Consider the following 21,977-nt stretch of genomic DNA (forward strand, 5'->3'; position numbering starts at 1 on the left):
AAGGAAACGGGGCCCCCTCATCTCTGAGGGGACCCCGGTTCTGTTGAGAGCGGAGGGAATCGAACCCACAACCTATGGATTAAGAGTCCATTGCTCTACCAATTGAGCTACGCTCCCGACCTTCTCCTGTGCTGCCCGCCGCCGTGCGGTTCGTCACCGCGCGTCGACGGGGACGGCTTGTACGGTGAGCCGTCGGCCACGTCAAACTCTTTTTTTCGCCCCCCCCTTCACTCTTCCGCCGCGCCCCTCGTGCCCCCTCGCCCGCTCTCCGAGCGAGCCTGAACGGGTGTTCAGCGAGGTGTCGGCCCCGGCGGATAGAGTGTTCTCGCTACAGGGTTGAAGCAGTCCCCGAAGGCGCGGGCGGACGGAGGTCGTCCGCCCTTTTCGAACGCAAGGAGCAGTGAGCGGCATGGAAGCGCACAACAAGACGGAAACGGCGTCGGGCCCGTGGAGCCCCGAGCGAGTGGAGCTCATCCGGCGGACCATCTGCCCCCGTGGCATCGGGGAGGACGAGTTCGCCCTCTTCATCGAGCAGTGCAAGCGCTCCGGCTTGGACCCGTTGCTCAAGGAGGCGTTCTGCGTGGCCCGGAGACAGAATACGGGGAGCCGGGAGCGGCCCAACTGGGTGTCCCGGCACGAGTTCCAGCCCTCGGAGGCCGGAATGCTGGCGCGCGCCGAGCGCTTCCCGGACTGCAAGGGCATCCAGGCGAGCGCGGTGTACGCCGAGGATGAAATCATCGTGGACCAGGGCCGGGGCGAGGTGGTGCACCGCTTCAACCCGGCCAAGCGCAAGGGCAGCCTGGTGGGGGCCTGGGCGCGCGTGGTGCGCGAGGGCAAGCTGCCCGTGGTGGTGTGGCTGGACTTCGCCGGCTACGTCCAGCAGACGCCCCTGTGGGCGAAGATTCCCACCACGATGATCGAGAAGTGCGCGCGCGTGGCGGCCCTGCGCAAGGCGTACCCCGAGGCCTTCGGCGGCCTGTACGTGCGCGAGGAGATGCCGGCCGAGGAGTTCGACGGCCCCAGCGAGGCGGCGCCCGCCCCGGGTCCGAGCTACGAGTCCCTGGGCTCGCGGACCGGTCCGGTGAAGGCGTCCTTCACCTCGGGCCGGGACGTGCGGGAGGTCCGCGAGGAGCGGGAGCCCGCGCCCGAGCCGGTGCGCGCGCCCGAGCCCCCCGCCCCGGTGGTGGAGGCCAAGGCCGAGCCGGTGAAGGCCGAGCCGGTGAAGGCCGAGGCCAAGAAGGTGGTGGCCCCGCCCGAGCCGGTGAAGCTGGAGGCCGTGAAGGTGGAGGCCAAGAAGGCCGTGGCCCCGCCCGAGCCCGCGAGCGAGCCGCCCGCGAAGCTCAAGAGCGCGTCCGTGGTGGTCGCGTTCGGCGCCAACAAGGGCAAGGTCGCCTCGGAGCTGAGTGACGAGGAGCTGGCCGAGACGATCGACCTGGCGCACGAGAAGCTGATGGAGCAGCCCAAGGCCAAGTGGGCCCGGGCGATGCGCGAGAACCTGGCGGCGCTCGAGATCGAGGCCGAGCTGCGCTGCCGCGTCCCCGCGGCGGACGACGCCAAGCTCTAAACCCGCGGTCCCGTCTCACCCCACGGCGGCCCTTCCCTTCCCGGGAGGGCCGCCGTGGTCGTTCCAGGAGAAGGCCGCCCGTGAAGCCCCCGCCGTGCACGAAGACAAGCGCCCCACCCGGCCTCCAGGGGAGGACACGGGTGGGGCGCGTGAACGTCAGCGAGTGGGGAAGCGGGCTACTGCACGTCGGCCAGGCTGCGGCCCTGGACCCAGGCGTCGTGGTAGACGACGCCCACGGGCGCGATGGTGCTGTTGCGGTACAGCCCGACCTTCAAGTAGTTCGTCTGGCCCGAGTACATGGTGGCGCCGTAGCGCTTGGGCAGCACGAGGTTGCCCCGGTAGTACAGCTCCACGAAGCCCACGTTGGACTTGGACGACCACTTCACGTGGAAGACGAAGTCGAGCCACTGGCCGCGCACCAGCGGGGTGCTCCACACCACCGTGGAGCCCTGCAGGCGCAGGTAGATGGTCTCCCCGTTGACGTAGAACTCCACCGGGGGCGAGCCGCTGCTGCCGCTGTGGTGCCACTGGGTGAAGAGCTGCCACGTCTTCGCGCTCGGGAAGTCGGAGGCGAACATGGTGCTCCACTTGTAGAAGAACTCGTCGCCCTCCTTCTCGTTGGTCATCCGCACCAGTTCATTGCGGTGGCCGCTGGCGTTGATGGGGTTGTCGCCCTGGCGCACCGTCACCTTCACGGCGTAGGTGCCCTGACGCGTCGGCGAGGACACCACCTGGAGCCGGTCCGCGTTCACCATCTGCGTGCTGCTCCACTGCGAGCGGCTGCCGGTCTCGAAGTCCCCGCGCCACACCACGCCCGAGCCCGTGCTCGTCTCGGCCACGCCACACGCCCGCGCCTCGGCGATGCTCGCCCAGTCATTCTGCGAGTTGCCCTGGAAGGTGATGCGCATGCGGCGCGCGCCGCGGGCGCTGAAGGCATACGTCTCGGCCGCCGTCGTGGCGCCGCTGCTCGTGCCCGTGTAGACGGGCGTGTAGACCATGCCGTCCAGCGAGGTGGACAGGGTGAAGTTGTTGGTGCGCTGATTGCCCTGATGCCAGGCAATGGAGGCACCCGACACGGTGCGCGTCGAACCCAGGTCGAAATCGATCCACGAGCCCTTGCCCTGATTGCTCCAGCGCGTGGCCAGCTGGGCATCCAGGGTGTTCTGGGGGCCGTTTCCATCATTGCCGGAGGCGATCACCGAGGACGCGGTCAACGGGGTGCAGTTGGGCGTGCTCAGGGCATCCGCCGTGACCGCCAGCGTGGAGTCCAGCGTGTCGGCATCCGATTGCTCGGAACCACCACACGCGGCAACACCAGCCAGGGCGAACACGGCTTCAACCAGCAGGAGGGTCTTCTTCAATGAGGCTCTCCGAGAGAAAAGACAGACAGGTGGGGAGCGGACCGCATGGGGGATGCGGTCCGGTGAACCGGCTTGGGGGTTTATCCAGAACGCGAGGCCCTCGGAGTCCGATCGGGACCGAGCCCGAGCCCCCCGAGGAAATGTGCCCGCGTGTGAGACATTGACTCCTTATCCAGACATCCGCGTTCCGCGGCTGCGCTGGACGGGCCGAACCATCCCCCATCTTTGTAAGCCAATCAACACGCACCCGTGACGCCCGCGCGGAGAGCGAGGAGACAGGCATCGGGCGTGTTTCACCAAGAGAGACAGTCAGGGCCGCGGCACGCCTCGCGAGGCGTCGGGCATGACAAGAACACGGCCCACACGCCGGGTCATTTCCCTCGGGCGGGCTCCATGTACGGCACGAGGCGCCGCCCCCGCACAACGTGGGGACGGCGCCTCGTGGAGACGCGGACTCAGGCCACCGAGCGCAGGGGCGAGAACAGGTCCTCCACCGTGTGCAGACAATCCCCGAGGAAGCGGATGTACAGGCTCATCGCCTGGGCACCCGCCTCGGCGTAGACGCGGGCGTTGTCGGGCGCGCGGGTGATGGCCTCCGCGAGCATCTTCTCGTTGAGCAGGGTATGGCCCACGTCCACGGCCACGTGCTCGTTGAGGAAGGTGAGCATGCCGGCCACCTCGGGCCCGAGCAGCCGCTCCACCTGGCGCATCAGCCGCGGCCCGAACTCCACCGCCAGGAAGCCCACCTCGCGCTCGATGGCGACCTGGCCCACGGGGAAGGCGCCCGCGATGACGTCGTCATGCAGTTGGCGGTAGGCCCGCATGCTCTCCAGGGGCGTCTGGGCGCACAGCGCTTGCACGGACAGCGTGGGCGAGTAGCGCGTGTTCCAGTGGCGCACGAGGCGCTCCGCGTCCTCGAGCGTCATCAGGTGGTGGCCCGTCTCGCTCTTGGCGTGGGTGATGAGGGCGTGGCCGATCCTGTCCAGCCCCTGCTCGATGCAGCGCTGGCCGGTGCCGCGGATCCACCCGTCCACCGGCTCGGTCATGTAGGCCGCGCGGGCCATCCACTCGATGAGGAAGCGCGCGAGCACCTTGGGCTTGAGCGACGGATCCAACAGGCGGCACAGGGCGGGATCCGTGTCCAGGAGGGTGCGGGCGGGCAGGACGTGAGGCTCGTACAGCTTCTTCAGCAGTTCCATGGTGTGGGCTCCTTCACAACGAGACGGGGATGGGGTGAGACCGCTGCTGACGTCCGACGGACTGCTCTTGAATGTGCTCCAGGAACTCGGGGATGCGGGAGGCGGGGATGACCCAGAGGAAGGGCCGCATCGCGGGGTCATCGTGCAGGCGGGCCCGGCGCGCGTAGCCGCCCGCGTCCTCGCACAGGTAGACGAAGGCGGTGCGCCCCCGGAGCGCGAACCAGCGGCGCGCCTCGTCCAGCAGCGCCACGTAGGTGTCCGGGCCCTCGGGCCCCAGGGGAAACAGACGCGCGGCGTCCATCAACCGGAAGAGGTTGGTGCCCGGCGGCCCCAGCTCGAGGACGAGCGCCGCCACGGCCACCCCCTCCCGCCGCGCCACGAGGACGCGCCGCTCGCGCGTCAGCCCCTCCTGCATCCACATCCGCGAGGCGCCGCGCAACTCCAGACGCTCGCGCGAGAAATCCAGCGCCTCGACGTAGCTGGCCGGCCGCGTGCGGGCGAGCTCCCGCGCGAGCATCAGCTTCTCGCCGATGGACGCGGGACCGATCTCCACGTCCTCCCCCCTCGGCTCGTCGCTCATCTCGGCGCACTCGGCGTCCATCAGGCGCAGGGGCATCACCAGGGCCTGCCCCTCGGCGCCCAGCCGCTGGGCGAAGGCCAGGTGCGTGCGCTGCACCCAGGGCACCGTGGACTCGGCGTAGCTGATCATCCAGCGCAGGTCCGGATCGATCTGGGTGTGCTCCAGGGTGTGCTGGTAGATGTCCCGGAGGATCTGCCCGGGCACGGGCGGGGCCTGGGCGGGCTTGCCGGGGCGGCGGCCCAGGTGGTGGAGCATCCACGTGTGCAGGTACGGCTTGAGCGCGGACAGGGACGCCTCCACCCCGCGCTCCGAGGGCCAGACCGTCTGGCAGAACAGGTGGGGCAGCTTCGCCGTGCGGCCGCTCAGCTCGGTGAAGTCCCGGCGCAGCGCGTCGAACTGGGGCGCGGACCTGCCCGCCAGGTTGAAGTACCCGGAGGCCTCGTACAGCCCCCAGAGGGGCTCCAGCCAGTCCTCGCCCGAGCGCGTGGAGGGGCTCAGGGTCTCGGAGACGAGCCGCGTCCACGCCACCGCGTCCGCGGGGTTGAGCGGCCGGACCTCCAGGCCGCACAGCCGACGCCCATCCGCCTGGGAGAACGACACGTGCCGCACCTCGCAGCGCAGGGCGATGCGCTCGCCCCGGGCCGTCTCCACCTGCAGCGGCAGGAAGAGCCCGGGAAAGAGCAGATCCCCCGTGCCGGAGCGCAGGCTCAGACCGGAATAGGACAGGTCCACCACCTCGCGCTGGAGCGCGCCGAGCTCCGGCCACAGCGGGTGCTCGAACCGGACCCGGGTGCCCTCGGGCGCCGACACGCGGCGGTGCCAGCGGTGGCGCACCCGCCACATCCGCTCGGGCAGGCGCGTCACCCACCGGTGCCCCGCGCGTGCGTGCGTCTCCAGGAGCATCCGGTAGGCGGAGTTGTACCCCACCACCTCGAGCTCCATCGGGGCCGGGCCCCAGTCGGCGAGCGGCTCGGCGCAGTGCCAGGTCAGCAGGCCCGCCGCCTCGTCCAGGCCCTCCAGCGTCATGCGCGCCGTCTGGCCCGGTCGGCGCACCACCGCCTTGTGGCCCATGGCGGCGATCTTCCGCAGCACCTCGCCCATCCGCTCGGCGCCCGTGAGCTCCTCCTGCACGGGCAGCGGCGACGCCTCGGGCACGGCCAGCCCCCGGAGCAGCTCCGCGTCCAACAGCGTGAGGATCCGCTCCCCCTGCTGGCGCGTCACGTCCCGCAGTTGGAGGCCCAGCGCCCCGCCCGCCGCGTCACTCCAGTGCAGCTCCCCCGTCAGCGGGCCGATGACCGCACCGCCCGTGTCCAGGCACACGCTCAGCGTCCGCGTGCGGGACAGGGCCCCGGGCTCCTCGGGCGACCGCGCCCACACCACGGTGGGGCTCAACAGGGTCGCCGGACCCAGGAGTCCGCCCTGCTCGGGCAGCACCACCTGGATGGCCTCCGATCCGTGCAGGGAGTAGCCCGAGAACGGGCTGGTGAACCAACCGCTTCCTTCCGATGAAGAGCGTGCCGGCTTGTTCGCGCTTGAATCCATGAAGAGTCCCCCGGTGCAGTCGCTCAATGACTTGCATTTCCCATGAAACACAGACGCCCCACCCCCGTCAAGCGCGCCGCCTGAAAGGCATTGCTCCCGGCGCGCCATGGCCTTGTCACGGCAAAGCTTCACTTCCGCCGCGTCGGATCTCCCGGCCACCGCTCTCTCGTGGCATAGCCCGGGGGACCCCCGTGCATTGGAATTCCGTAAACCTCTCATTCATGAAAGGGTTTGACGGGAATGACCCGGACTCGGTCGTTTGCCCCTGAGCGGGGACTGCGCGACGTGTTCGGGAAACGCCGGGCTCGCCCGGGAGGCGGCTCTGGGCGGGCACACCGTGACGCGGGGTGTCAAGCCCGTTCCCACCCCCGCCCGCTCGCCCGCTCTCCGAGGAGGCGTGAGCCGGCGGGCCGGGTGGAAGGGCCCAAGGTACGGAAAAATCGCCTACCCCCCTCGCAACCTTTCCGCAACGGGCGCGATAATCCCCGTAACGCCGTCGATGTCCCTCGATTTTCCGGAAAAGGTGCACCCATGTCGTTCACCGTGAACAACCGGTCCACGCCCGCCGCGGGTCAGCAGACGACCGCCGCCGCGGGCAGCGCCTCGGGCAGCTTCGACACGTCGCAGATGTTGTCGGCCAAGGAGCTCACCTCCGGAAGTGGCTTCAAGATTGGCGTCAACAAGGACTCCAAGCCCGAGCAGCTCGCGGAGGCGTTCCAGCGCTTCTCCGACAACAAGGGCGTGGTCGGCTACGCGCAGATGGCCAGCCAGCTCGGCAAGGAGTTCCAGGGCAAGATGCTCGACTCCGTCGAGAAGAAGATGAACAAGTTCCTCGCGGACAAGCCCAACGCCTCCAAGACGGAGATCGCCGAGTTCGCCAAGAAGACCCTGCTCAACGACACGGTCATGTACCAGACCATGAAGCAGACCATCACGCAGATGGCCAACGATGCCATCAGCCGGATGAAGGATACCTTCGAGGGTTGAGCCGTGATGTGAAGCCTGGAGGCCTTCCACCCGGAAGTCTTTCCAGGCGCCCGTGGTTCCGCTTCGCGCCGATGCAGCACCCCGCCCTTTTCCCTTTCACGCCCCAGGTGAACCCATGACGATGAACGTGAACAGCCCCCGTACCGCCGCCCCCACCGCCACCACCACGAGCACCACCGATGGGGGCGCCGGGACCGACTATTCGCAGATGAAGTCGGCCAAGGAGCTCATGTCGGGCGGGAGCTTCAAGAGCGGCATCGACGCCTCGACGGGCAAGGACGACCTGACCAAGGCCTTCTCGCGCTTCACCGACAGCACCACCGCCGCCCAGTACGCGGAGACGGTCAACGGCATCGGCAAGGAGTTCCGCGGCAGCTTCGCGGGCAAGCTCGAGAAGCGCATGAACGACTACCTCCAGAAGAACCCGAACGCCACCCCCAAGGACATCGCCGCCGAGGGGCGCAAGGCGCTGCAGACCGAGTCGATGATGGCCATGACGATCAAGCAGACCGTCATGCAGATCACCAACGACACGATGAACCGCATGAAGGATCTGTTCGAGGGCTGATGCGCCTCGGGGCGGTGGCCTGACGCCACCGCCCTACCAGTACAGACGCAGCAGGAAACTGCTCGCGTCGTCGTCCGTCACGCTGACGTCGAACTTGAGTTCTTCCGGGCCCAATGACAGGCCCGCGCTGGTGCTGGCCGTCACCATGCCGATGTTCCAGGCCGCTCCAATCAAATCCTGTTGAAAGGCGAGCTCCCCCGAGCTGTGGGTGAGCCGGCGGTAGGAGCGCTCGCCGAAGTTGACCGCCAGCGTGGCCGCGTTGGGAATGCCTTCCAGGGCCCGGTGCAGGCCCACGGGCGCGGCCACCATGGCCCGCATCCGCCCCACCGCGCTGCGCACGTAGGCGAGCCCCGCCGCCCGTCCGCTCTGGAACAGGGCTTCCCCATAGGGCGTGCCCCGCGACTCGGCCACCTGGCCGATGATGTCGAGCATCTCCAGCATGCAGCTCACGGGGTAGCGGTAGCTCTCCACCAGGGGCTCGCCCATGCCCACGCGCGCCCGCGTCCGCCCCACCACGTCCACCCCATGCACCTCGGCCGACGCGATGACCGCCTGCAGGAACATGCCGGGAATCGTCTGCTCCCGCGTGCTCCTGTCCAGCCGAGACAAAAGCTGTGGCCGTGACTCGCTCATCGCGTCCAGTGTCGCACGAAGAGTCAAACCCTGTCATAGCAATTCAACGTCAGTGGGGCGGCGCGTCCACATGACCGATGCTCTTCTCGACTCCCGAGAGAAGTGGAGAACGAACACCGGAGGACACCATCCAGAGCTGATGAGAGGCCCGGGTGATGGCGATATGCAACCGCCGCCGAGCCTCGTCATGGGCCGGGTAGACCCGAGCGGTCGCGTCTGGAATGACAACGTAGTCGAATTCCAAGCCCTTCACGTTGTCCACGTCCGTCACGTCCACGCCGGGCTCGAAGGAGAAGTCTCCCCCCAACACCAGGCGGGCCCAGGAGGTGTCCGCCAGCATCCGGTGGAAGGCGCGCGCCTGATCGGGACCGTGTGCGATGACCGCCACGGAGGCATGGGGCTCGCGCTCCACGAGATCGCGCAAGGCCTCGCCAATGAACAGGTGGGCCTGGACCTCGTCCGGGAAGTGGTGGAACCCCACGGGCGCGCCCTCGCGGCCCGCCCGCGTCGCGGTCCCCGGGCCCTGCGTGCCCAACACGTGGCGGGCCAGCGCGGTGATCGGCGCCGGGCACCGGTAGGAGACCTGGAGCCGGCAGGTGGCCGCGTCCGGAATGCCCAGCTCCGTGAGCACCGCGGGCCAGCCCGCGAAGCTCGTGGTGGTCTGTTGCATCTCGTCCCCGGCGAGCGTGCAGCTCCGGGCCTCGCCCAGGAGCCGGCCCACCACGAACAGTTCCACGAGCGAGAAGTCCTCCGTCTCGTCGAGCACCACGTGCACCAGCCGCCCCACCGCGCCCAGGTTGCCCCCTTGCGCGCGCAACAACAACAACAGCGGCAGATCCTCCGAGTCCAACGTTCCCGCCAGTTCATCCGGCGTGTCGCTCTGCAAGGATTTGCCATCCACGGTCTGGAGCCGCTCGGGATCCACGCCCTCCAATTCCTGGTCGAGCGGCGTGGCGATCTGCAACATCGTGTGCCGCACGATCTCGTCGATGGCCGTGAGCGGCAGGTCTCCCTTGGAATGAGAGACAACACCTTCCAGGAAGCGCCGGTCGGTGAAGAGTTCCGCGAGCCGTTTGCGCAGCCGGGGCAGCGTGGTGGCCGCGTTCTTGAGCACGCCCAGCCGGGCGGCCAGCGCCCGGCGGAAGGCCGGGTGGCGTTTGAACCTCGCCACGAGCGGCGGCGTGTCCTCCCAGACATTGAAGGACTTCGCGCCAAACGCGATGCGCGCGGTGAGCGCCGCCCAGGCATCCAGGGTCTCGACGGAGACCCTCTCCAGGCCCAGCGGCGCGAGCAGACGCCGCGACAGGCGCGCCAGGCCCTCCTCCGGGACGATGACCTTCATCCGCGACTCGGGATAGCGCGCCTGTTCGTCGAAGGCGATCTTCGCCAGCCGGTGCAGCGCGACCGTGGTCTTGCCGCTGCCCGCGCTGCCCAACACGAGCAGCGGCTCGTCCGCCTCCACGTTCACGGCCTCGAACTGCTCGGCGTCCAGCAGGGCCGTCACGTCGAGTGCGCCCGCGTCGCGGTTCACCCCGCGCCCCACGCCCAGGCGCCCCGGGCGGACCGCCGTGCCCGTGCCCCCCGCGAGCTGGGCCAGCGTCCCGGCGCGGTGCCAGGTGCCCTCCGCCGAGCGCTCGAGCACCACCGGCCCCGCCTGGATGCGCGTGAGCCGACCCCGCTCGAGCACCAGCAGGCGCCGCACCAGCACCGTGCCCTCCGACAGCCGCTCGCCGAACCACTCCTCGTACGAGTCCCCCTCGCCGTAGCGGTAGAAGACCCGGGCCACGGGCGCGAACCGCCAGTCGATGATGCGCACGTCCGCCGAGGCGTCCGTGAAGCTCGTGCGACCCAGCAGATAGTCGCGCTCCCCCGCCGGCCCATTCACCTTGAGGTGGGCGAAGTAGGGCGCGCTGGACTCGGGCAGCCGCGCGCCCTTCTGCCGGTCGAGCAGCGCGCGCGTCTGATCCATCTGGTGGAAGAGGTGCGGCAGGTCCGCCACGGGCGCGCTGACGGCATCCTCGCGCAGGACCTCGAGCTGGTTGATGAGGCGCTCGGACTCCTGGGCCTGGCTCCCCCCGCGCTGACGCGCGGCCTCCAGGGAGCCAAGCACGCGGCGAAGGATGGCCTCCTCGTCCGCGATCAGGGCCTGCTCTTCCGGGGTCAGCGCTCCGTCGGGCGTGCTCATGGGAACGCGTGGGCCCTTAGCGGATGAGGCCGCCCAACAGCCCGCCCAGTCCGCCGCCCCCCGCCGAGCCCCCGCCCTCGGGCGGCTTGTTGCCCCCGGCCCCCGCCAGCATCGGCACCACCATCAGGATGCCGCTCACCAGCTTCGGGTCCAGCCGGGACTTGAGGAAGTCGAGCAGCAGGGGCGCCACCAGCGAGGCCTTGCCCGCGTCGATGTTGAAGCGCTGCAGCAGCGACACCACGCCGGCCACCTCACCCGCGTGGGCCGCGGCGCCGCCGAGCGCGCCGAGCAGTCCCCCACCCGAGCCGCCTCCGCCCTGACCCCCGAGCATGCCCCCGAGGCCGCCCAGCGCCCCCATCAGGCCGCCGCCGCCCGCGGCCGGGGCCGCCTGCTGCTGCTCGGCCTGCTGCTGCCAGCCCTGCATCTCCGGAATCGCCGAGTCCATCTGGGTCGCGGCGTCCGGACCCATCTTGTCCTTCACGGCGCCCTGGACGAGCTTGAGCAGGGAGCCCGCGAGGCCCTGCGCCTGGTGGGAGTCCACGCCCATCTGCTGGGAAAGCTGTCCGATGAAATCCATTGCCCGTCTCCTTGGCCGTGTTGGCTCGCGGCCTGGATTTCTACCGGACCCGCCCGGCCCGCCCCATCCCAAAAACGACGCCTCGACCCCGAGCCCGTCCGTTGCCCGACGGATGGAACGCGTATCCTGCCCGGCCATGAGAAGGCCGCGCTCCTCCCGCATTCTTCCGCTCGTGCTGCTCGTCCTCGTGTCGGCCTGCCGACGTCCGTCCCGCGACGCCGAGGAAGACGCGGGCACGCCCCGGGGCCCCGTGGCCACCCTCACCCTCAAGGGCTCGGACACGCTCGTCATCCTCGGCCAGCGCTGGGCCGAGCAGTACATGAAGGCCCACCCGGGCGCCCGCATCCAGGTGAATGGGGGCGGCTCGGGCACGGGCATCGCGGCGCTCCTCAATGGCACCACGGACATCGCCATGGCCAGCCGCGCGCTCCAGGACACCGAGCGCGAGCGCATGCGCCAGAAGCACCCCGAGGGCCCGGTGGAGGTGCCCGTGGCGCTCGATGGCATCGCCTTCTACGTCCACGCGGACAACCCCGTGGACACCCTCACCCTCGCGCAGCTCAAGTCCATCTACCAGGGCGACCTCACCCGCTGGAAGGACGTGGGCGGCCCGGACCGGCCCATCACCGTCTACTCGCGCGAGAGCTCCTCGGGCACCTATGCCTTCGTCAAGGAGCGGGTGCTCCAGGGGCAGGACTTCACCGAGCGCGCCCAGACCCTGGCGGGCACCGCCGCCGTGGTCAACGCCGTGTCGTTGGATCCCAATGGTCTGGGTTTCGGGGGCGCCGCCTACCTCCGGGGCGTCAAGCCGCTCAAGGTGGGCGCCGAGCCCGCCACCGCCGTCCACCTGTCGGCCGACAGCCTGCGCACGGGTGCCTATCCCCTGGCGCGCACGTTGAGCTTCGTGCTGTCGCGGCCTCCCACCGGCCTCGCCCGGAACTTCATCGACCATGCCTTGACGCCCGAGGGCCAGCGCACCGTCATCGACACGGGCTACTTCCCGGTGAAGTAGGCCCGCGGGCGGTGCATCGGCGCTGGCCTCGGTCCCGGGGGATTGCGTAGGCTCGCGCCCATGATTCAGGGCTCGGGCCGCTGCCACTACCATCCGGACCGCACCGGCCTGGGCATCTGCGTGGAGTGCCGCCGGGTCATCTGCCGCGAGTGCACCACGCAGTTCGAGGGCATCAACCGGTGCGCCACCTGCCTGCAGTCGCGCCTGCGCGCGCTGGAGGTGACGGCGGAGCGCAAGGAGTGGACCCCGGGCCACGTGCTGCTGGCGCTGGTGGGCATGGGGCTCGTGTACGGCGGCGTCCTGGCGATGGCCCACCTGGCCGCGAGGCCCTGACCATGGCCGTGTCCGCGCTCGAATTGCGGCCCCGGGGCCCGGTGGCCATCCTGGACGCGGCCCTGCGGGTGTGCGTGCGCAGCTCCGGCGTCTGGGCGCTCACCCTGCCCGGGGGCGCGCTCGTCACCGCCGCGCTCCTGCACCTCACGGACGCGGTGACCCACCGGCGCGCCCTCGCCCTGCCCGCGCTGGGCTTCACCCTGGCGTGGTTCGCCCGGGGCCTGTTCCAGGGCGCCGCCTGCCACCACGTGCAGGAATTGCTGCTCGGCACCGAGCGCGAGCCCTCCGCCTGGGCCTCCCTGCGCGCGGCGCTGGCCCGCGCCCCGAGCCTCTCGTGCGCCGTGGCCTACCTGTTCGTCTTCAACCTGCTGTCGCTCCCGCTCACCCTGGGCGCGGCCTTCTTCTTCCTGAGCGCGCACCTGGTCGGCTACGCCGCCACCCTGCAGGGCCGGGGCAGTCCCCTGCGACTGTATTCCCAGTGCGGCAAGCTGCTCGGCCCCGCCCGGCACAACGCCACCGGCGTGCGCGTGCTGCTGCTCGTGCAGGGGCTCGTCTTCGTCAACCTGCACATCGCGGTCAACGCGCTCTTGTACGTGGGGCGCAAGCTGCTCGGGCTGGACCTCACCTACGTCGATCGCTTCGCCTCGCTGGACAACGCCGCCTGGACGGTCTTCCTCGTGGCCACCACCTTCACCCTCTTCGAGCCCCTGCGCGCCGCCACCGCCACGCTGCTCCTGGTGGACGGCCGCGTGCGCCAGGAAGGGCTGGATCTGCTCGCCGCGGTGCAACAGCTGCCCGTGCGCAAGGTGGCGCTCGTGCTGGTGTGGTTGGGCGCGGGCCTGGCCGTCCCCGCCGCCCGGGCCGACGACGCGGCCCTGGAGGCGCGCGTGAACGAGGTGATGGCCGCGTGCGAGGAGCCGCCCGGTGAGGACTGGTCCCGGACGATCGGCGCGCTCAGCCCCCCCGAGGCGACCAAGTTCGAGCGGCTCGTGCGCGCCGTGGAGCGGGACGTGTACGAGGGCGAGGAGTGCACGGCGATCGATCGGCTCGAGCGGGGCCTCACCCTGGCCGGAGAGGCCGCGGCCCTGGAGCGGCGTGACGCCGCGCAGGCCCAGCTGCGCGCCCGGGACATCCTCGCGCGGCCCGAGTTCCAGGTGCCCGAGCCGCTCGAGCGCGACCCGGCCGAGCCGAAGAATCCCGCGCCCCCGGAGGAGTCCAGCCTCTTTCAGCGCTTCCTCAAGTGGCTGGAGGCCTGGCTCAAGGCGATGGATCGCAAGCCCGTGGCGCCGCGACCCGCCGAGGCGGTCTCCAGCGGGCAGAACGTGGCCCACACCCTGGTGGTGCTGCTCATCGCCGGGACGCTGGGCGTGCTCGGGTGGCTGTTGTGGCGCTCGCTCGCCGAGCGGCGGCGCGCGGACGCCGGGGCCGGCCTGGAGGTGAGCACCCAGGACGCGGCGAGCCTCGCGGCCGATCCCATGAACGCCTTGTCCCGCCCCCCCGAGGGCTGGGCCCACCTGGCCGACTCCCTGGCCGCCCGGGGCGAGTACCGCGAGGCGGTGCGCGGGCTGTACCTGGCGCTGCTCTCGCGCCTGCACCGCGAGGGCGTCATCCAATACGACAGCCATGCGAGCAACTGGGACTACCTGCGCCAGTTCCGGGGCCGCGCCGAGTGGAAGCCCCCCTTCCGCGAGCTGACGCTGCGCTTCGACTTCGCCTGGTACGGCAACCTGCCCGTGGGTCCCGAGGGCTACCGCGCCTTCCGCGAGCTGTGTGCCCCCCTGCTCGCGCCGCCCGCCTCCCCGTCCGTGGAGCCGGCCCGTGCGTGACCGTTTTCCCCTGGTCGTCGCCGGTGGTCTGCTCGTGCTCGCCATGCTCGGCACGTGGCTGGTGCGGGGCGCGGCCCGGGGGGGCTTCGCCGACACGCTCTCCAGTTGGCGGGCCCAGCCCGATGGGGCCCGGGGCCTGTACCTGCTGGCCGAGGAGAGTGGCCTGCCGGTGTCGCGCCGCACCGCGGACCTGCTCATCCTCGACGAGCCGGGCACGCTGCTGCAGCTCGCGGTGGAGGTGGAGGGCGCGCACGAGGAGGATCCCGACCAGACGGCGCTGGCCACCGAGCGCGACGAGGGACTCGCGGACGAGGACGTGCCGCGCCATGGCCTCAACCGGCTGCACGTGCCGGAGATGAGCGAGGACGAGACGGAGAAGCTGCTCGCGCACGTGTGGGCCGGCCGCACGCTCGTGCTCGTGCCCTGGGGCTCGCGCGAGAATCCCCTGCTCGACAAGCTCGGGGTGACGCTCACCAAGGCGGACACCTCGCTGCCCATGCGCACGCTCGTGCCGCCCCTGTCCAGCCCCTACACGCTCGACGTGGAGCGCGTGGAGGCCCGGGTGCAGGCCTACCTGGAGCTGAGCGGGGCGGAGGACGCCGTGCCCCTGCTGGAGGACGAGCCCCTGGGGCTCACCGTGGCGGCGGTGCTGACGCATGGCTCGGGCCGGGTGCTCATCGTGGGCGCGCCGGAGCTGGCCATGAACCAGGCGCTCGCGCGCGCGGACAACGCCCAGTTCTGGCTGAGCGCCCTCAGGGCCCTGGGCCCCGGCCCCTATGTCTTCGACGAGCACCACCACGGCTTCACCAACGAGCGCTCGGTGGTGGACTTCGCCAGGCGCTATGGCCTGCACTTCGCGGTGGGGCAGCTCTTGCTGGGCCTGGGCCTGTGGGCGCTCGCCCTCAAGCGCTTCGGCCGCCCCCGCCCGCCGCCCGAGTCCACCCGTGTGGGCGCCACGGATGCCCTGTTCGCCATGAGCCGGCTGTACCGCGAGGGGCACCACCACGCCTTCGCCGCGCAGTTGCTCACCCGCGGCCTCACCCAGGCCCTGGCCCAGCACGCGGGCCTGCCCGCCCAGGCCCCCGCGGACACCGTCGCCGAGAGCCTGGCCGCCAGTGGCCGCTCGGACCTGGCCCAGGGCCTGCGCGCGCTCGTGCGCCGCGCGCCCGAGGTGGCCGGGGAGAAAGAGCTGATGCACCTGGCCACGCGCGCCGCGGCGCTGCGCCAGCGCCTCCACCCCTCCGGGCCGCCCTCGGGCGCGCCCCCCCCGCCCGTCGCCGAGGAGCCATGACCGCCCCCCCCTCCCTGTCCCCGCCCCCGAGCCACGCCGTGGCCGCCGCCCACGCCATCCGCGAGGGCGTGCTCACCGAGGTGCGCAAGGCCGTCGTCGGCCAGGACGAGCCGCTCGAGTTGATGCTCGTGGGGCTCATCGCCGGCGGCCACGTGCTGCTCGAGGGCGTGCCCGGCGTGGCCAAGACGCTCATGGCCAAGGCCCTGGCGCGCTCGGTCAGCGCGGACTTCAAGCGCATCCAGTTCACCCCGGACCTGATGCCCGCGGACATCCTGGGCACCAGCATCTTCGACTTGAAGAGCCAGGGCTTCGTGCTCGTGCGCGGCCCCATCTTCACGGACCTCTTGCTCGCCGATGAAATCAACCGCGCGCCCGCCAAGACGCAGTCCGCGCTGCTCGAGGCCATGCAGGAGCGCGCCGTGTCGCTGGAGGGCAAGAACCTCGCGCTCTCGCCCCTCTTCTCCGTGTTCGCCACGCAGAACCCCGTGGAGTCCGAGGGCACCTACCCCCTGCCCGAGGCGCAGCTGGACCGCTTCCTGTTGAAGATCGAGGTGGGCTACCCCAGCGCCGAGGAGGAGGACGCCATCCTCGCTTCCGTGCACCGGGGCTTCGACGCGGGGGACCTGGGGCGCGCGGGCGTGGGCGCGGCGGTGACGAAGGACGGCCTGCTGGCGGCGCGCGAGGCGCTCAACGAGGTGACGGTGGAGCCGCCCGTGCTCGCCTACGTGCGCAAGCTAGTGGCGGCCACGCGCGCCTCCCCCCGCATCCGCCTGGGCGCGGGGCCGCGCGCGGGCGTGCACCTGCTCATGGCCTCCAAGGCCCTGGCGGCGCTGCGCGGCCGGGGCTTCGTCACCCCCGAGGACGTGCGCTTCCTCGCCGGGCCCGTGCTCAAGCACCGGCTGCTCTTGTCGCCGGACGCGGAGCTCGACGGGGCCACGCCCGCGGACGTGCTGCGCGAGGTGGTGCGCTCGGTGGAGGTCCCCCGGTGATTCCCACCGGGCGCCTGTGGGTGCTGCTGTGCCTGCTGGCCGTGCCGATGATGGCCGCGGGGTTCTTCCCCGGCTTTGGCGGCGTGGTGCTGGCACTGGACGCGCTCGCCCTGGCGCTCGCGGTGGGGGATGGGCTGTGGGCGCGGCGGGTGCGCCTGGAGGTGCACCGCACGCCCCCCGTCCGCCTGTCCGTGGGGGCCGCCAACAAGGTGGAGCTCACGCTCGTGCACCGGGGCGGGCGCGCGGTGGACGTGTGGGTGCGCGACGACGTCCCCGCCGCCTTCACCGCCGAGCCCGAGGAGGCCGCGCTGCGCCTGAGCGCGGACAGCCAGACGCGCTGGGTCTACCGGGTGACGCCCACGACGCGGGGCCGCTTCGAGTTCGGCGACGTGCACGTGCGCGTGCGGGGCCCCCTGGGGCTCGTGCTCCACGAGCGGCGCTTCGCGCGGGGCCAGGACGTGGCCGTGTTCCCGGACATGCGGGGCGCGCGTCGGCTGCTCCTGTCGGGCGCGGCCCTGGACCTGGTGAACCTGGGCCTGCGCAAGCTGCGCCGGGACGGCCGGGGCAGCGAGTTCGCCCGGCTGCGCGACTATGCCCAGGGCGACTCGGTGCGCGAGGTGGACTGGAAGGCCACGGCCCGCCGCTCGCGGCCGGTGACGCGGGTGATGGAGTCCGAGCGCTCGCAATCCCTGCTCATCTGCGTGGACGCGGGCCGCTCCATGGCGGCCCAGGTGGATGGCCTGTCCAAGCTGGACCATGCCGTCAACGCGGCGCTCTTCCTGGCCTTCGTGGCGGTGCGCAATGGCGACCGGGTGGGGCTCGCGGTGTTCGCCGATGGCGTGAAGACGTACCTGCCGCCGGCCGCGGGCCGCTTGCAGTACCGGAAGATATTGGACGCGCTCTACGCCACCCCGCCAAGCCTCACCTACGTGGACTACCTGGCGCTCTTCAAGGAGCTGAACGTGCGCCTCACCCGGCGCAGCCTCCTGTGCGTCTTCACGGACTTCCTCGACGAGGAGCAGGCGTCCACCCTGGTGGCGCCCCTGCACCGCCTGGCGCGGCGGCACGTGCCGCTGTGCCTGTCCGTGCGCGACACCGCCCTGGCCAAGCTCCTGCGCACCCCGCCCGCGGGGCCCGAGCAGGCCTACCAGCAGGCCGTGGCGAGCGAGCTGCTCATGGACCGGGAGGCCCTCAAGGCCCGGGTGGGCGCCGGGGGCGTGCACATGCTGGACGTGCAACCGGACGAGTTGAGCCTCGCCGCCGTGAACCGCTACCTGGACATCAAGGCGCGCGGCGTCTTGTAGCCACTAGCCGAGGGCCTCGCCCCAGCGCTCCCGGGCGAGCGCCAACGCCCGGGCGTTGTCGGGCACGTGGGACAGGAAGCGCGCGCGCACCTCGGGCTCCGGAATCTCCCCGGCCAGCAGCCGCACCCGGTCGACGAGCGCCCGGAGCGTGGCGTCGCCCTCCGCCTCCTCGCCCAGCGCGAACAGGACCTCGGCCAGGGTGAGCTGGACGAAGCGCCAGTAGGTGCTCGCCCCGCTCCGCTCCGTCCACTCCACCCCCGACACCGCCTGGGCGCGCGCCTCCTCGAGACGCCCCCTCCGCAGCAGGCAGCGCGAGAGGACCGCGCACGCGAAGCCCAACAGGGGCGCGAAAGGCGCCAGCATCTCGCACGCCCGCCGGCTCCGCTGCTCGGCCTCCTCCGCGCCGCCATGCAGCAGGAGCACCAGGGCCGAGATGACCTCCGACAGGCCCTGGATGACCGGGATGACCATGCCGGACGCGGGCGCCTCGCGCGCCAGGGCCACGGCTTCCCCCCAGTGCGCGGGCTCGTCGCTGAAGGCCAGCGTATGCATCAGGTAGCCCCGCGCCTGATAGGCCAGGAACCACTGGGAGTGGTGCAGCGCCCCCGTCCAGGCCTCGCGCGTCAGCCGGATCGCGCTCGGAATGTCGCCCAGCTCGAAGCGCAGCCACCCCACGACGCTGCACGCCAGGAAGACGCTGCGCTCCATGCCCGTCTCCCGGGAGTCGCGCAGGGACAGCTCCGCCAGTCGCAGCGCGTGCCAGGGCCGACCCTGGATGAGCCCCAGGTACTGACACTCGATCATCTGGAGGAGCCCGCGCGCCATGGTCCGCCGCTCGCCGCTGAGCGCCTCCAGGGGCCGCGCCCGCTCGAGCAGCGCGCCCATGTCGCCGCCCCGACCGAACCAGAAGAGCGTGGGGCACATGCTCGCCAGGGCCTCGATGTACATGGCCGAGGCCTCGGGCTCGGGCCGCGTGCCCAGCAGGAGCGCGCTCAACCGCCGCGTCTGCGCGTGCTCGCCCCCCAGCGTCGCCCCCAGGATGAGCCCTCCGAGCAGGCGGCACCAGAGCATGCCGCCCGCGGGCAGTTCCTCCAGCACCGGGATGCCCAGCGCCAGCGTCCGGGGCGCCGGCTCCAGCCAGAGCGACAGCAGCGCCTCGATCGCCCGGAGCCGGGGTGGCATGTCGGCGCGCGGGCCACAGTCCAGCGCCGCCTGGACACAGCGCAGCGTGCCAGGGAAGTCATCGTGCGCGAAGAAGCGCTCGGCGGCCTGGGCGTAGAACTCCACCGCGCGGGCGGGCCGCTGTCCCAGTTGGTGGTGCAGGGCGATCTCCAGGGCATCCGGCTCGCCCATGCGCTCCAGCCACGCCCCCGCCGCCCGGTGCCCCACGGTGCGGAAGCCCTCGGCCAGCAGGCCATAGGCGGCGTCGCGCACCAGGGCGTGGCGGAAGCGGTACTCGGGCTCGCCCGGAAACCGGCTGTCGGCCACGGCCTCGATGACTTCCTCCTCCACCAGCAGGCGCAGGTGCGCCTTCACCGCGGAGTCCTCCGCCGCGCGGCCCGACAGGGCGCCCACGCCGCCCGGCCAGAACACCCGGCCGAAGATGCTCGCCACCAACAGGGTCTGCCGCGCGCCGGACTCCATGCGCAACAGGCGCGTCTGGAGCACCGCCAGCACCGTCTCCGGCACCCGCTCCTGGCGGCCCTCGGCCACCATGCGGATGAGCTCCTCCAGGAACAACACGTTGCCGTCCGACTGCTCCACCGCCCGTCGCACCACCGACTCGGGCACCTCGGCGCCCAGCACCTCGCGCACCAGCCGCGCGCAGGCCTTGCGGCTCAAGCCGTTGAGCGACAGCTCCTGCAACGCCCGGCCCCACAGCCCCGGAAAGAGCTGCTTCACCTCGGGACGCGCCAGCGCCAGCACCATGAAGGGCCGCTCGCTCAACTCCCGCAGCAGCCGATCCACCAGCGCCACCGTCAGCGCGTCACTCCAGTGCAGATCCTCCAGCACCAGCAGCACCGGCCCCCGCGCGCACTCGGCCTCCAGGAAGGCCACCAGCGCCCGGCCCATCTGGATGCCCATCACCTGGGGATCCTCCCGCGCGGCGCGCAGGCGCGGGGACGCCTCTTCCGGGAAGGCGATGGCGCACAGCTCGCCCAGGAAGGCGGCCACCTCGCGCGCCAGGGCCTCCGGCAGGTGCCGCGACACCCGCCGCAGCAACAGGGCGCGCTTCGTCTCCAGCGCCGCGCCCTCGGGCACGCCGCACAGCTCGCGCAGCATCTGCCCCAAGAGGCCCTGGGACACGCCCTTGTGCATCGGGTCACCCCGCCCCACCAGCACGAGCGGCGCGGACTCCTTGAGCCCGAGCCGGCGCAGGAACTCGTGCCTCAGCCGCGACTTGCCCACCCCCGGCGGCGCCGTCACCAGCAGCGCCCGGGCGTTGGACTCCTCCAGGCACGTGACGAAGCACGCCTCCAGCAGCGCCAGCTCCTGCTCCCGGCCCACACACGGCGTGGGCTTGCCCAGCAGGGGCCGCGAGGTGTCCACCCCCAGCCGCTCGCTGCGCAGCAGGAAGGCCCCCGAGCCCGAGGGGTTGAGCTGGAAGGCCGCCCCCAGGAGGCCCGCCGTCACCTCGTCCATGACGACGGCCGAGGAGGGCACCGCCTCCGTCCCGCGCAGCAGGCGGCCCGCCTTGTCCATGGCCTCGCCCACCGGCAGGTGCGCGTCGAGCACGCTCAAGCCCGTCACCAGCACCACCGCGGCCTCCGGCCAGCGCTCCTTCAAGGCCAGCGCACACCGCGCCGCCAGGGCCGCCAGGTCCGTGGCCGTGCCCCGCACGGGCACCAGCGTCGCCACCCACGAGCCATCCGCCAGCCGCTCCACCCGGCCCCCCTGGGGCACGAGCATCGCGTGCAGCACCGGGTGCAGGTCCGCGCCGGAGCCCGGCTCCGGGCCCTCGTCCCTCGGCGGCGGAGACACCAGCAGGACGCTGACGAGTTGCCGCTCCGCGCCCCCGAGGCCCGACAGCCGGGGAATGAGCTCCCCCCCTGATTCGGACGGCGTCAGGGCGAGGGACGCGAGGGCCTCCCCCAGCGCGGCGGCATGGGCGGGCCGCTGTCCCGGGGCCTTGGCCAGCATCCGCAGCACGAGCGCCTCCACCGCCTCGGGCAGTTCGGGGCGCAGGACCCGGGGCGGCACCGGCTCGGTGAAGAGAATCTTGGCCAGCGCCGCCGCGAAGTGGGGCGCCTCGAAGGGCGGCCGCCCCGTGAGGCACTCGTACAGCACGCACCCGAGCGAGAAGATGTCCGCCGCGGGGAGGATCTCCGCCTGACTGGCGGCCTGCTCCGGCGCCATGTAGCCCGGCGTGCCCACCACGGTATGGCTGCGCGTCACCGCCTGGAGCGAGGGTCGGGCGTGCCGCGCCAGCCCGAAGTCCAGCACCACCCCGTCCTCGGGCCGTCCGCCGCGCAAGAAGAGGTTGGAGGGCTTGAGGTCGCGGTGCACCACGCCCCGCGCGTGCGCATGCGCCAGGGCGTCGGCCACGCGCCGCACCAACGCCAGGCTCTCGCCCAGGCTCAACGGCTCGCGCGCCAGCCGCCGGGACAGCTCCTCGCCCTCCAGCCACTCCATGACGAGGTAGGACTGTCCCTGCTCGGTGGCGCCATGGGCCACGTGCGCCACCAGGCCCGGGTGGCGCAGCGAGGACAACAGCAGCGCCTCGCGCTCGAAGCGCAGCAGCGCCTCGGGCGCCGGCAGGCCCCGCAGCAGCTTGAGCGCCACGCGCTGGCCCGTGCGCGCATCACGCGCCCGGTACACCTGACCCATCCCCCCCTGCCCCGCCAGGGCCTCCACCACGAAGCGCTCGTCCACCCGCGTGCCCGCGGCCAGGGCGCCTGTCGGGGACGTGGTGGGGGCGGTCTCCACGTCCTCGCGCGGCTCGTTGTCATTCATGATGTGCGTCACGACCCTCTCGCCCACCGAGGCGCGATCCGGCCGCGCGCGCCCCGGGGCGATGCGGGCGGC

The 21,977-nt window shown here is 71.8% G+C and carries 16 protein-coding genes and 1 tRNA gene; 9 read left to right on the forward strand and 8 right to left on the reverse strand.

Translation table 11 applies throughout. The features are described 5' to 3' along the window. Nucleotides 1-44: 44 nt before the first annotated feature. A tRNA-Lys gene (locus I3V78_RS31965) sits at nt 45-117 on the reverse strand. Nucleotides 118-409: 292 nt separating this feature from the next. Here I3V78_RS31965 and bet point away from each other — a divergent pair. Continuing rightward, entirely contained in the window at nt 410-1,564 is a 1,155-nt protein-coding gene (gene bet / locus I3V78_RS31970; RefSeq protein ID WP_204493504.1) for a phage recombination protein Bet, read from the forward strand. 176 nt (nt 1,565-1,740) lie between these two features. On the opposite strand, the gene I3V78_RS31975 is transcribed toward bet, so the two are convergent. From I3V78_RS31975 to I3V78_RS31985, 3 genes are all read right to left on the reverse strand, one after another. Then, nucleotides 1,741-2,925: a heparin lyase I family protein gene (locus tag I3V78_RS31975; protein WP_204493506.1), complete on the reverse strand. Its 1,185-nt coding sequence runs from the start codon at nt 2,923-2,925 to the stop codon at nt 1,741-1,743. A 455-nt stretch (nt 2,926-3,380) separates the two neighbouring features. Next, entirely contained in the window at nt 3,381-4,124 is a 744-nt protein-coding gene (locus I3V78_RS31980; protein ID WP_204493508.1) for a hypothetical protein, read from the reverse strand. Between the two features lie 13 nt (nt 4,125-4,137). Then, on the reverse strand, nt 4,138-6,246 hold the full coding sequence (locus I3V78_RS31985) for a hypothetical protein (protein ID WP_204493510.1): 2,109 nt from the start codon (nt 6,244-6,246) through the stop codon (nt 4,138-4,140). 531 nt (nt 6,247-6,777) lie between these two features. On the opposite strand from I3V78_RS31985, the gene I3V78_RS31990 reads away from it, so the two are divergent. Continuing rightward, nucleotides 6,778-7,233 carry a hypothetical protein gene (locus I3V78_RS31990; RefSeq protein ID WP_204493512.1) on the forward strand — a complete coding sequence of 152 codons (456 nt, stop codon included), beginning with the start codon at nt 6,778-6,780 and terminating at the stop codon, nt 7,231-7,233. A 115-nt stretch (nt 7,234-7,348) separates the two neighbouring features. After that, entirely contained in the window at nt 7,349-7,801 is a 453-nt protein-coding gene (locus tag I3V78_RS31995; RefSeq protein WP_204493514.1) for a hypothetical protein, read from the forward strand. Between the two features lie 33 nt (nt 7,802-7,834). Here I3V78_RS31995 and I3V78_RS32000 read toward each other — a convergent pair whose 3' ends face one another. From I3V78_RS32000 to I3V78_RS32010, 3 genes are read right to left on the reverse strand one after another with little or no spacing between them, the layout of a single operon-like run. After that, nucleotides 7,835-8,434: a TIGR02265 family protein gene (locus tag I3V78_RS32000; RefSeq protein WP_275583514.1), complete on the reverse strand. Its 600-nt coding sequence runs from the start codon at nt 8,432-8,434 to the stop codon at nt 7,835-7,837. 49 nt (nt 8,435-8,483) lie between these two features. Then, nucleotides 8,484-10,619 (reverse strand): ATP-binding domain-containing protein, encoded by a 2,136-nt coding sequence (locus tag I3V78_RS32005; protein ID WP_204493518.1) that lies wholly within the window; start codon nt 10,617-10,619, stop codon nt 8,484-8,486. 16 nt (nt 10,620-10,635) lie between these two features. Continuing rightward, entirely contained in the window at nt 10,636-11,196 is a 561-nt protein-coding gene (locus I3V78_RS32010) for a DUF2780 domain-containing protein (protein ID WP_204493520.1), read from the reverse strand. 136 nt (nt 11,197-11,332) lie between these two features. On the opposite strand from I3V78_RS32010, the gene I3V78_RS32015 reads away from it, so the two are divergent. From I3V78_RS32015 to I3V78_RS32040, 6 genes are read left to right on the forward strand one after another with little or no spacing between them, the layout of a single operon-like run. Then, a complete protein-coding gene (locus I3V78_RS32015) occupies nt 11,333-12,208 on the forward strand; it encodes a phosphate ABC transporter substrate-binding protein (protein ID WP_204493522.1) in 876 nt (291 codons plus the stop codon). 60 nt (nt 12,209-12,268) lie between these two features. Then, nucleotides 12,269-12,541 carry a hypothetical protein gene (locus tag I3V78_RS32020; protein ID WP_204493524.1) on the forward strand — a complete coding sequence of 91 codons (273 nt, stop codon included), beginning with the start codon at nt 12,269-12,271 and terminating at the stop codon, nt 12,539-12,541. Nucleotides 12,542-12,543: 2 nt separating this feature from the next. Next, nucleotides 12,544-14,367, forward strand: coding sequence for a DUF4129 domain-containing protein (locus tag I3V78_RS32025; RefSeq protein ID WP_204493526.1), 1,824 nt, complete (start codon nt 12,544-12,546; stop codon nt 14,365-14,367). Then, nucleotides 14,360-15,658: a DUF4350 domain-containing protein gene (locus tag I3V78_RS32030; protein WP_204493528.1), complete on the forward strand. Its 1,299-nt coding sequence runs from the start codon at nt 14,360-14,362 to the stop codon at nt 15,656-15,658. The genes I3V78_RS32025 and I3V78_RS32030 overlap by 8 nt, the downstream gene beginning before the upstream one ends. Continuing rightward, nucleotides 15,655-16,647, forward strand: a complete 993-nt coding sequence (locus I3V78_RS32035) for an AAA family ATPase (protein WP_204493530.1) — start codon at nt 15,655-15,657, stop codon at nt 16,645-16,647. Before I3V78_RS32030 ends, I3V78_RS32035 begins: the two co-directional genes overlap by 4 nt. Beyond that, complete coding sequence (locus I3V78_RS32040; protein WP_204493532.1) at nt 16,644-17,951, forward strand: DUF58 domain-containing protein; 1,308 nt, start codon at nt 16,644-16,646, stop codon at nt 17,949-17,951. The genes I3V78_RS32035 and I3V78_RS32040 overlap by 4 nt, the downstream gene beginning before the upstream one ends. Nucleotides 17,952-17,954: 3 nt before the next feature. Here I3V78_RS32040 and I3V78_RS32045 read toward each other — a convergent pair whose 3' ends face one another. After that, on the reverse strand, nt 17,955-21,905 hold the full coding sequence (locus I3V78_RS32045) for a serine/threonine-protein kinase (RefSeq protein WP_204493535.1): 3,951 nt from the start codon (nt 21,903-21,905) through the stop codon (nt 17,955-17,957). Nucleotides 21,906-21,977 lie beyond the last annotated feature (72 nt).

It is taken from the genome of Archangium primigenium, from assembly GCF_016904885.1.
Taxonomy (GTDB): domain Bacteria; phylum Myxococcota; class Myxococcia; order Myxococcales; family Myxococcaceae; genus Cystobacter; species Cystobacter primigenius.

Coding starts and splice junctions, on each gene's coding strand:
- I3V78_RS32045 (WP_204493535.1), bottom strand. CDS start 21,905: ATGAATGACAACGAGCCGCGCGAGGACGTGGAGACCGCCCCCACCACG.
- I3V78_RS32000 (WP_275583514.1), bottom strand. CDS start 8,434: ATGAGCGAGTCACGGCCACAGCTTTTGTCTCGGCTGGACAGGAGCACG.
- I3V78_RS31985 (WP_204493510.1), bottom strand. CDS start 6,246: ATGGATTCAAGCGCGAACAAGCCGGCACGCTCTTCATCGGAAGGAAGC.
- I3V78_RS32025 (WP_204493526.1), top strand. CDS start 12,544: ATGGCCGTGTCCGCGCTCGAATTGCGGCCCCGGGGCCCGGTGGCCATC.
- I3V78_RS32005 (WP_204493518.1), bottom strand. CDS start 10,619: ATGAGCACGCCCGACGGAGCGCTGACCCCGGAAGAGCAGGCCCTGATC.
- I3V78_RS31990 (WP_204493512.1), top strand. CDS start 6,778: ATGTCGTTCACCGTGAACAACCGGTCCACGCCCGCCGCGGGTCAGCAG.
- I3V78_RS32035 (WP_204493530.1), top strand. CDS start 15,655: ATGACCGCCCCCCCCTCCCTGTCCCCGCCCCCGAGCCACGCCGTGGCC.
- I3V78_RS31980 (WP_204493508.1), bottom strand. CDS start 4,124: ATGGAACTGCTGAAGAAGCTGTACGAGCCTCACGTCCTGCCCGCCCGC.
- I3V78_RS32015 (WP_204493522.1), top strand. CDS start 11,333: ATGAGAAGGCCGCGCTCCTCCCGCATTCTTCCGCTCGTGCTGCTCGTC.
- bet (WP_204493504.1), top strand. CDS start 410: ATGGAAGCGCACAACAAGACGGAAACGGCGTCGGGCCCGTGGAGCCCC.
- I3V78_RS32010 (WP_204493520.1), bottom strand. CDS start 11,196: ATGGATTTCATCGGACAGCTTTCCCAGCAGATGGGCGTGGACTCCCAC.
- I3V78_RS32020 (WP_204493524.1), top strand. CDS start 12,269: ATGATTCAGGGCTCGGGCCGCTGCCACTACCATCCGGACCGCACCGGC.
- I3V78_RS31995 (WP_204493514.1), top strand. CDS start 7,349: ATGACGATGAACGTGAACAGCCCCCGTACCGCCGCCCCCACCGCCACC.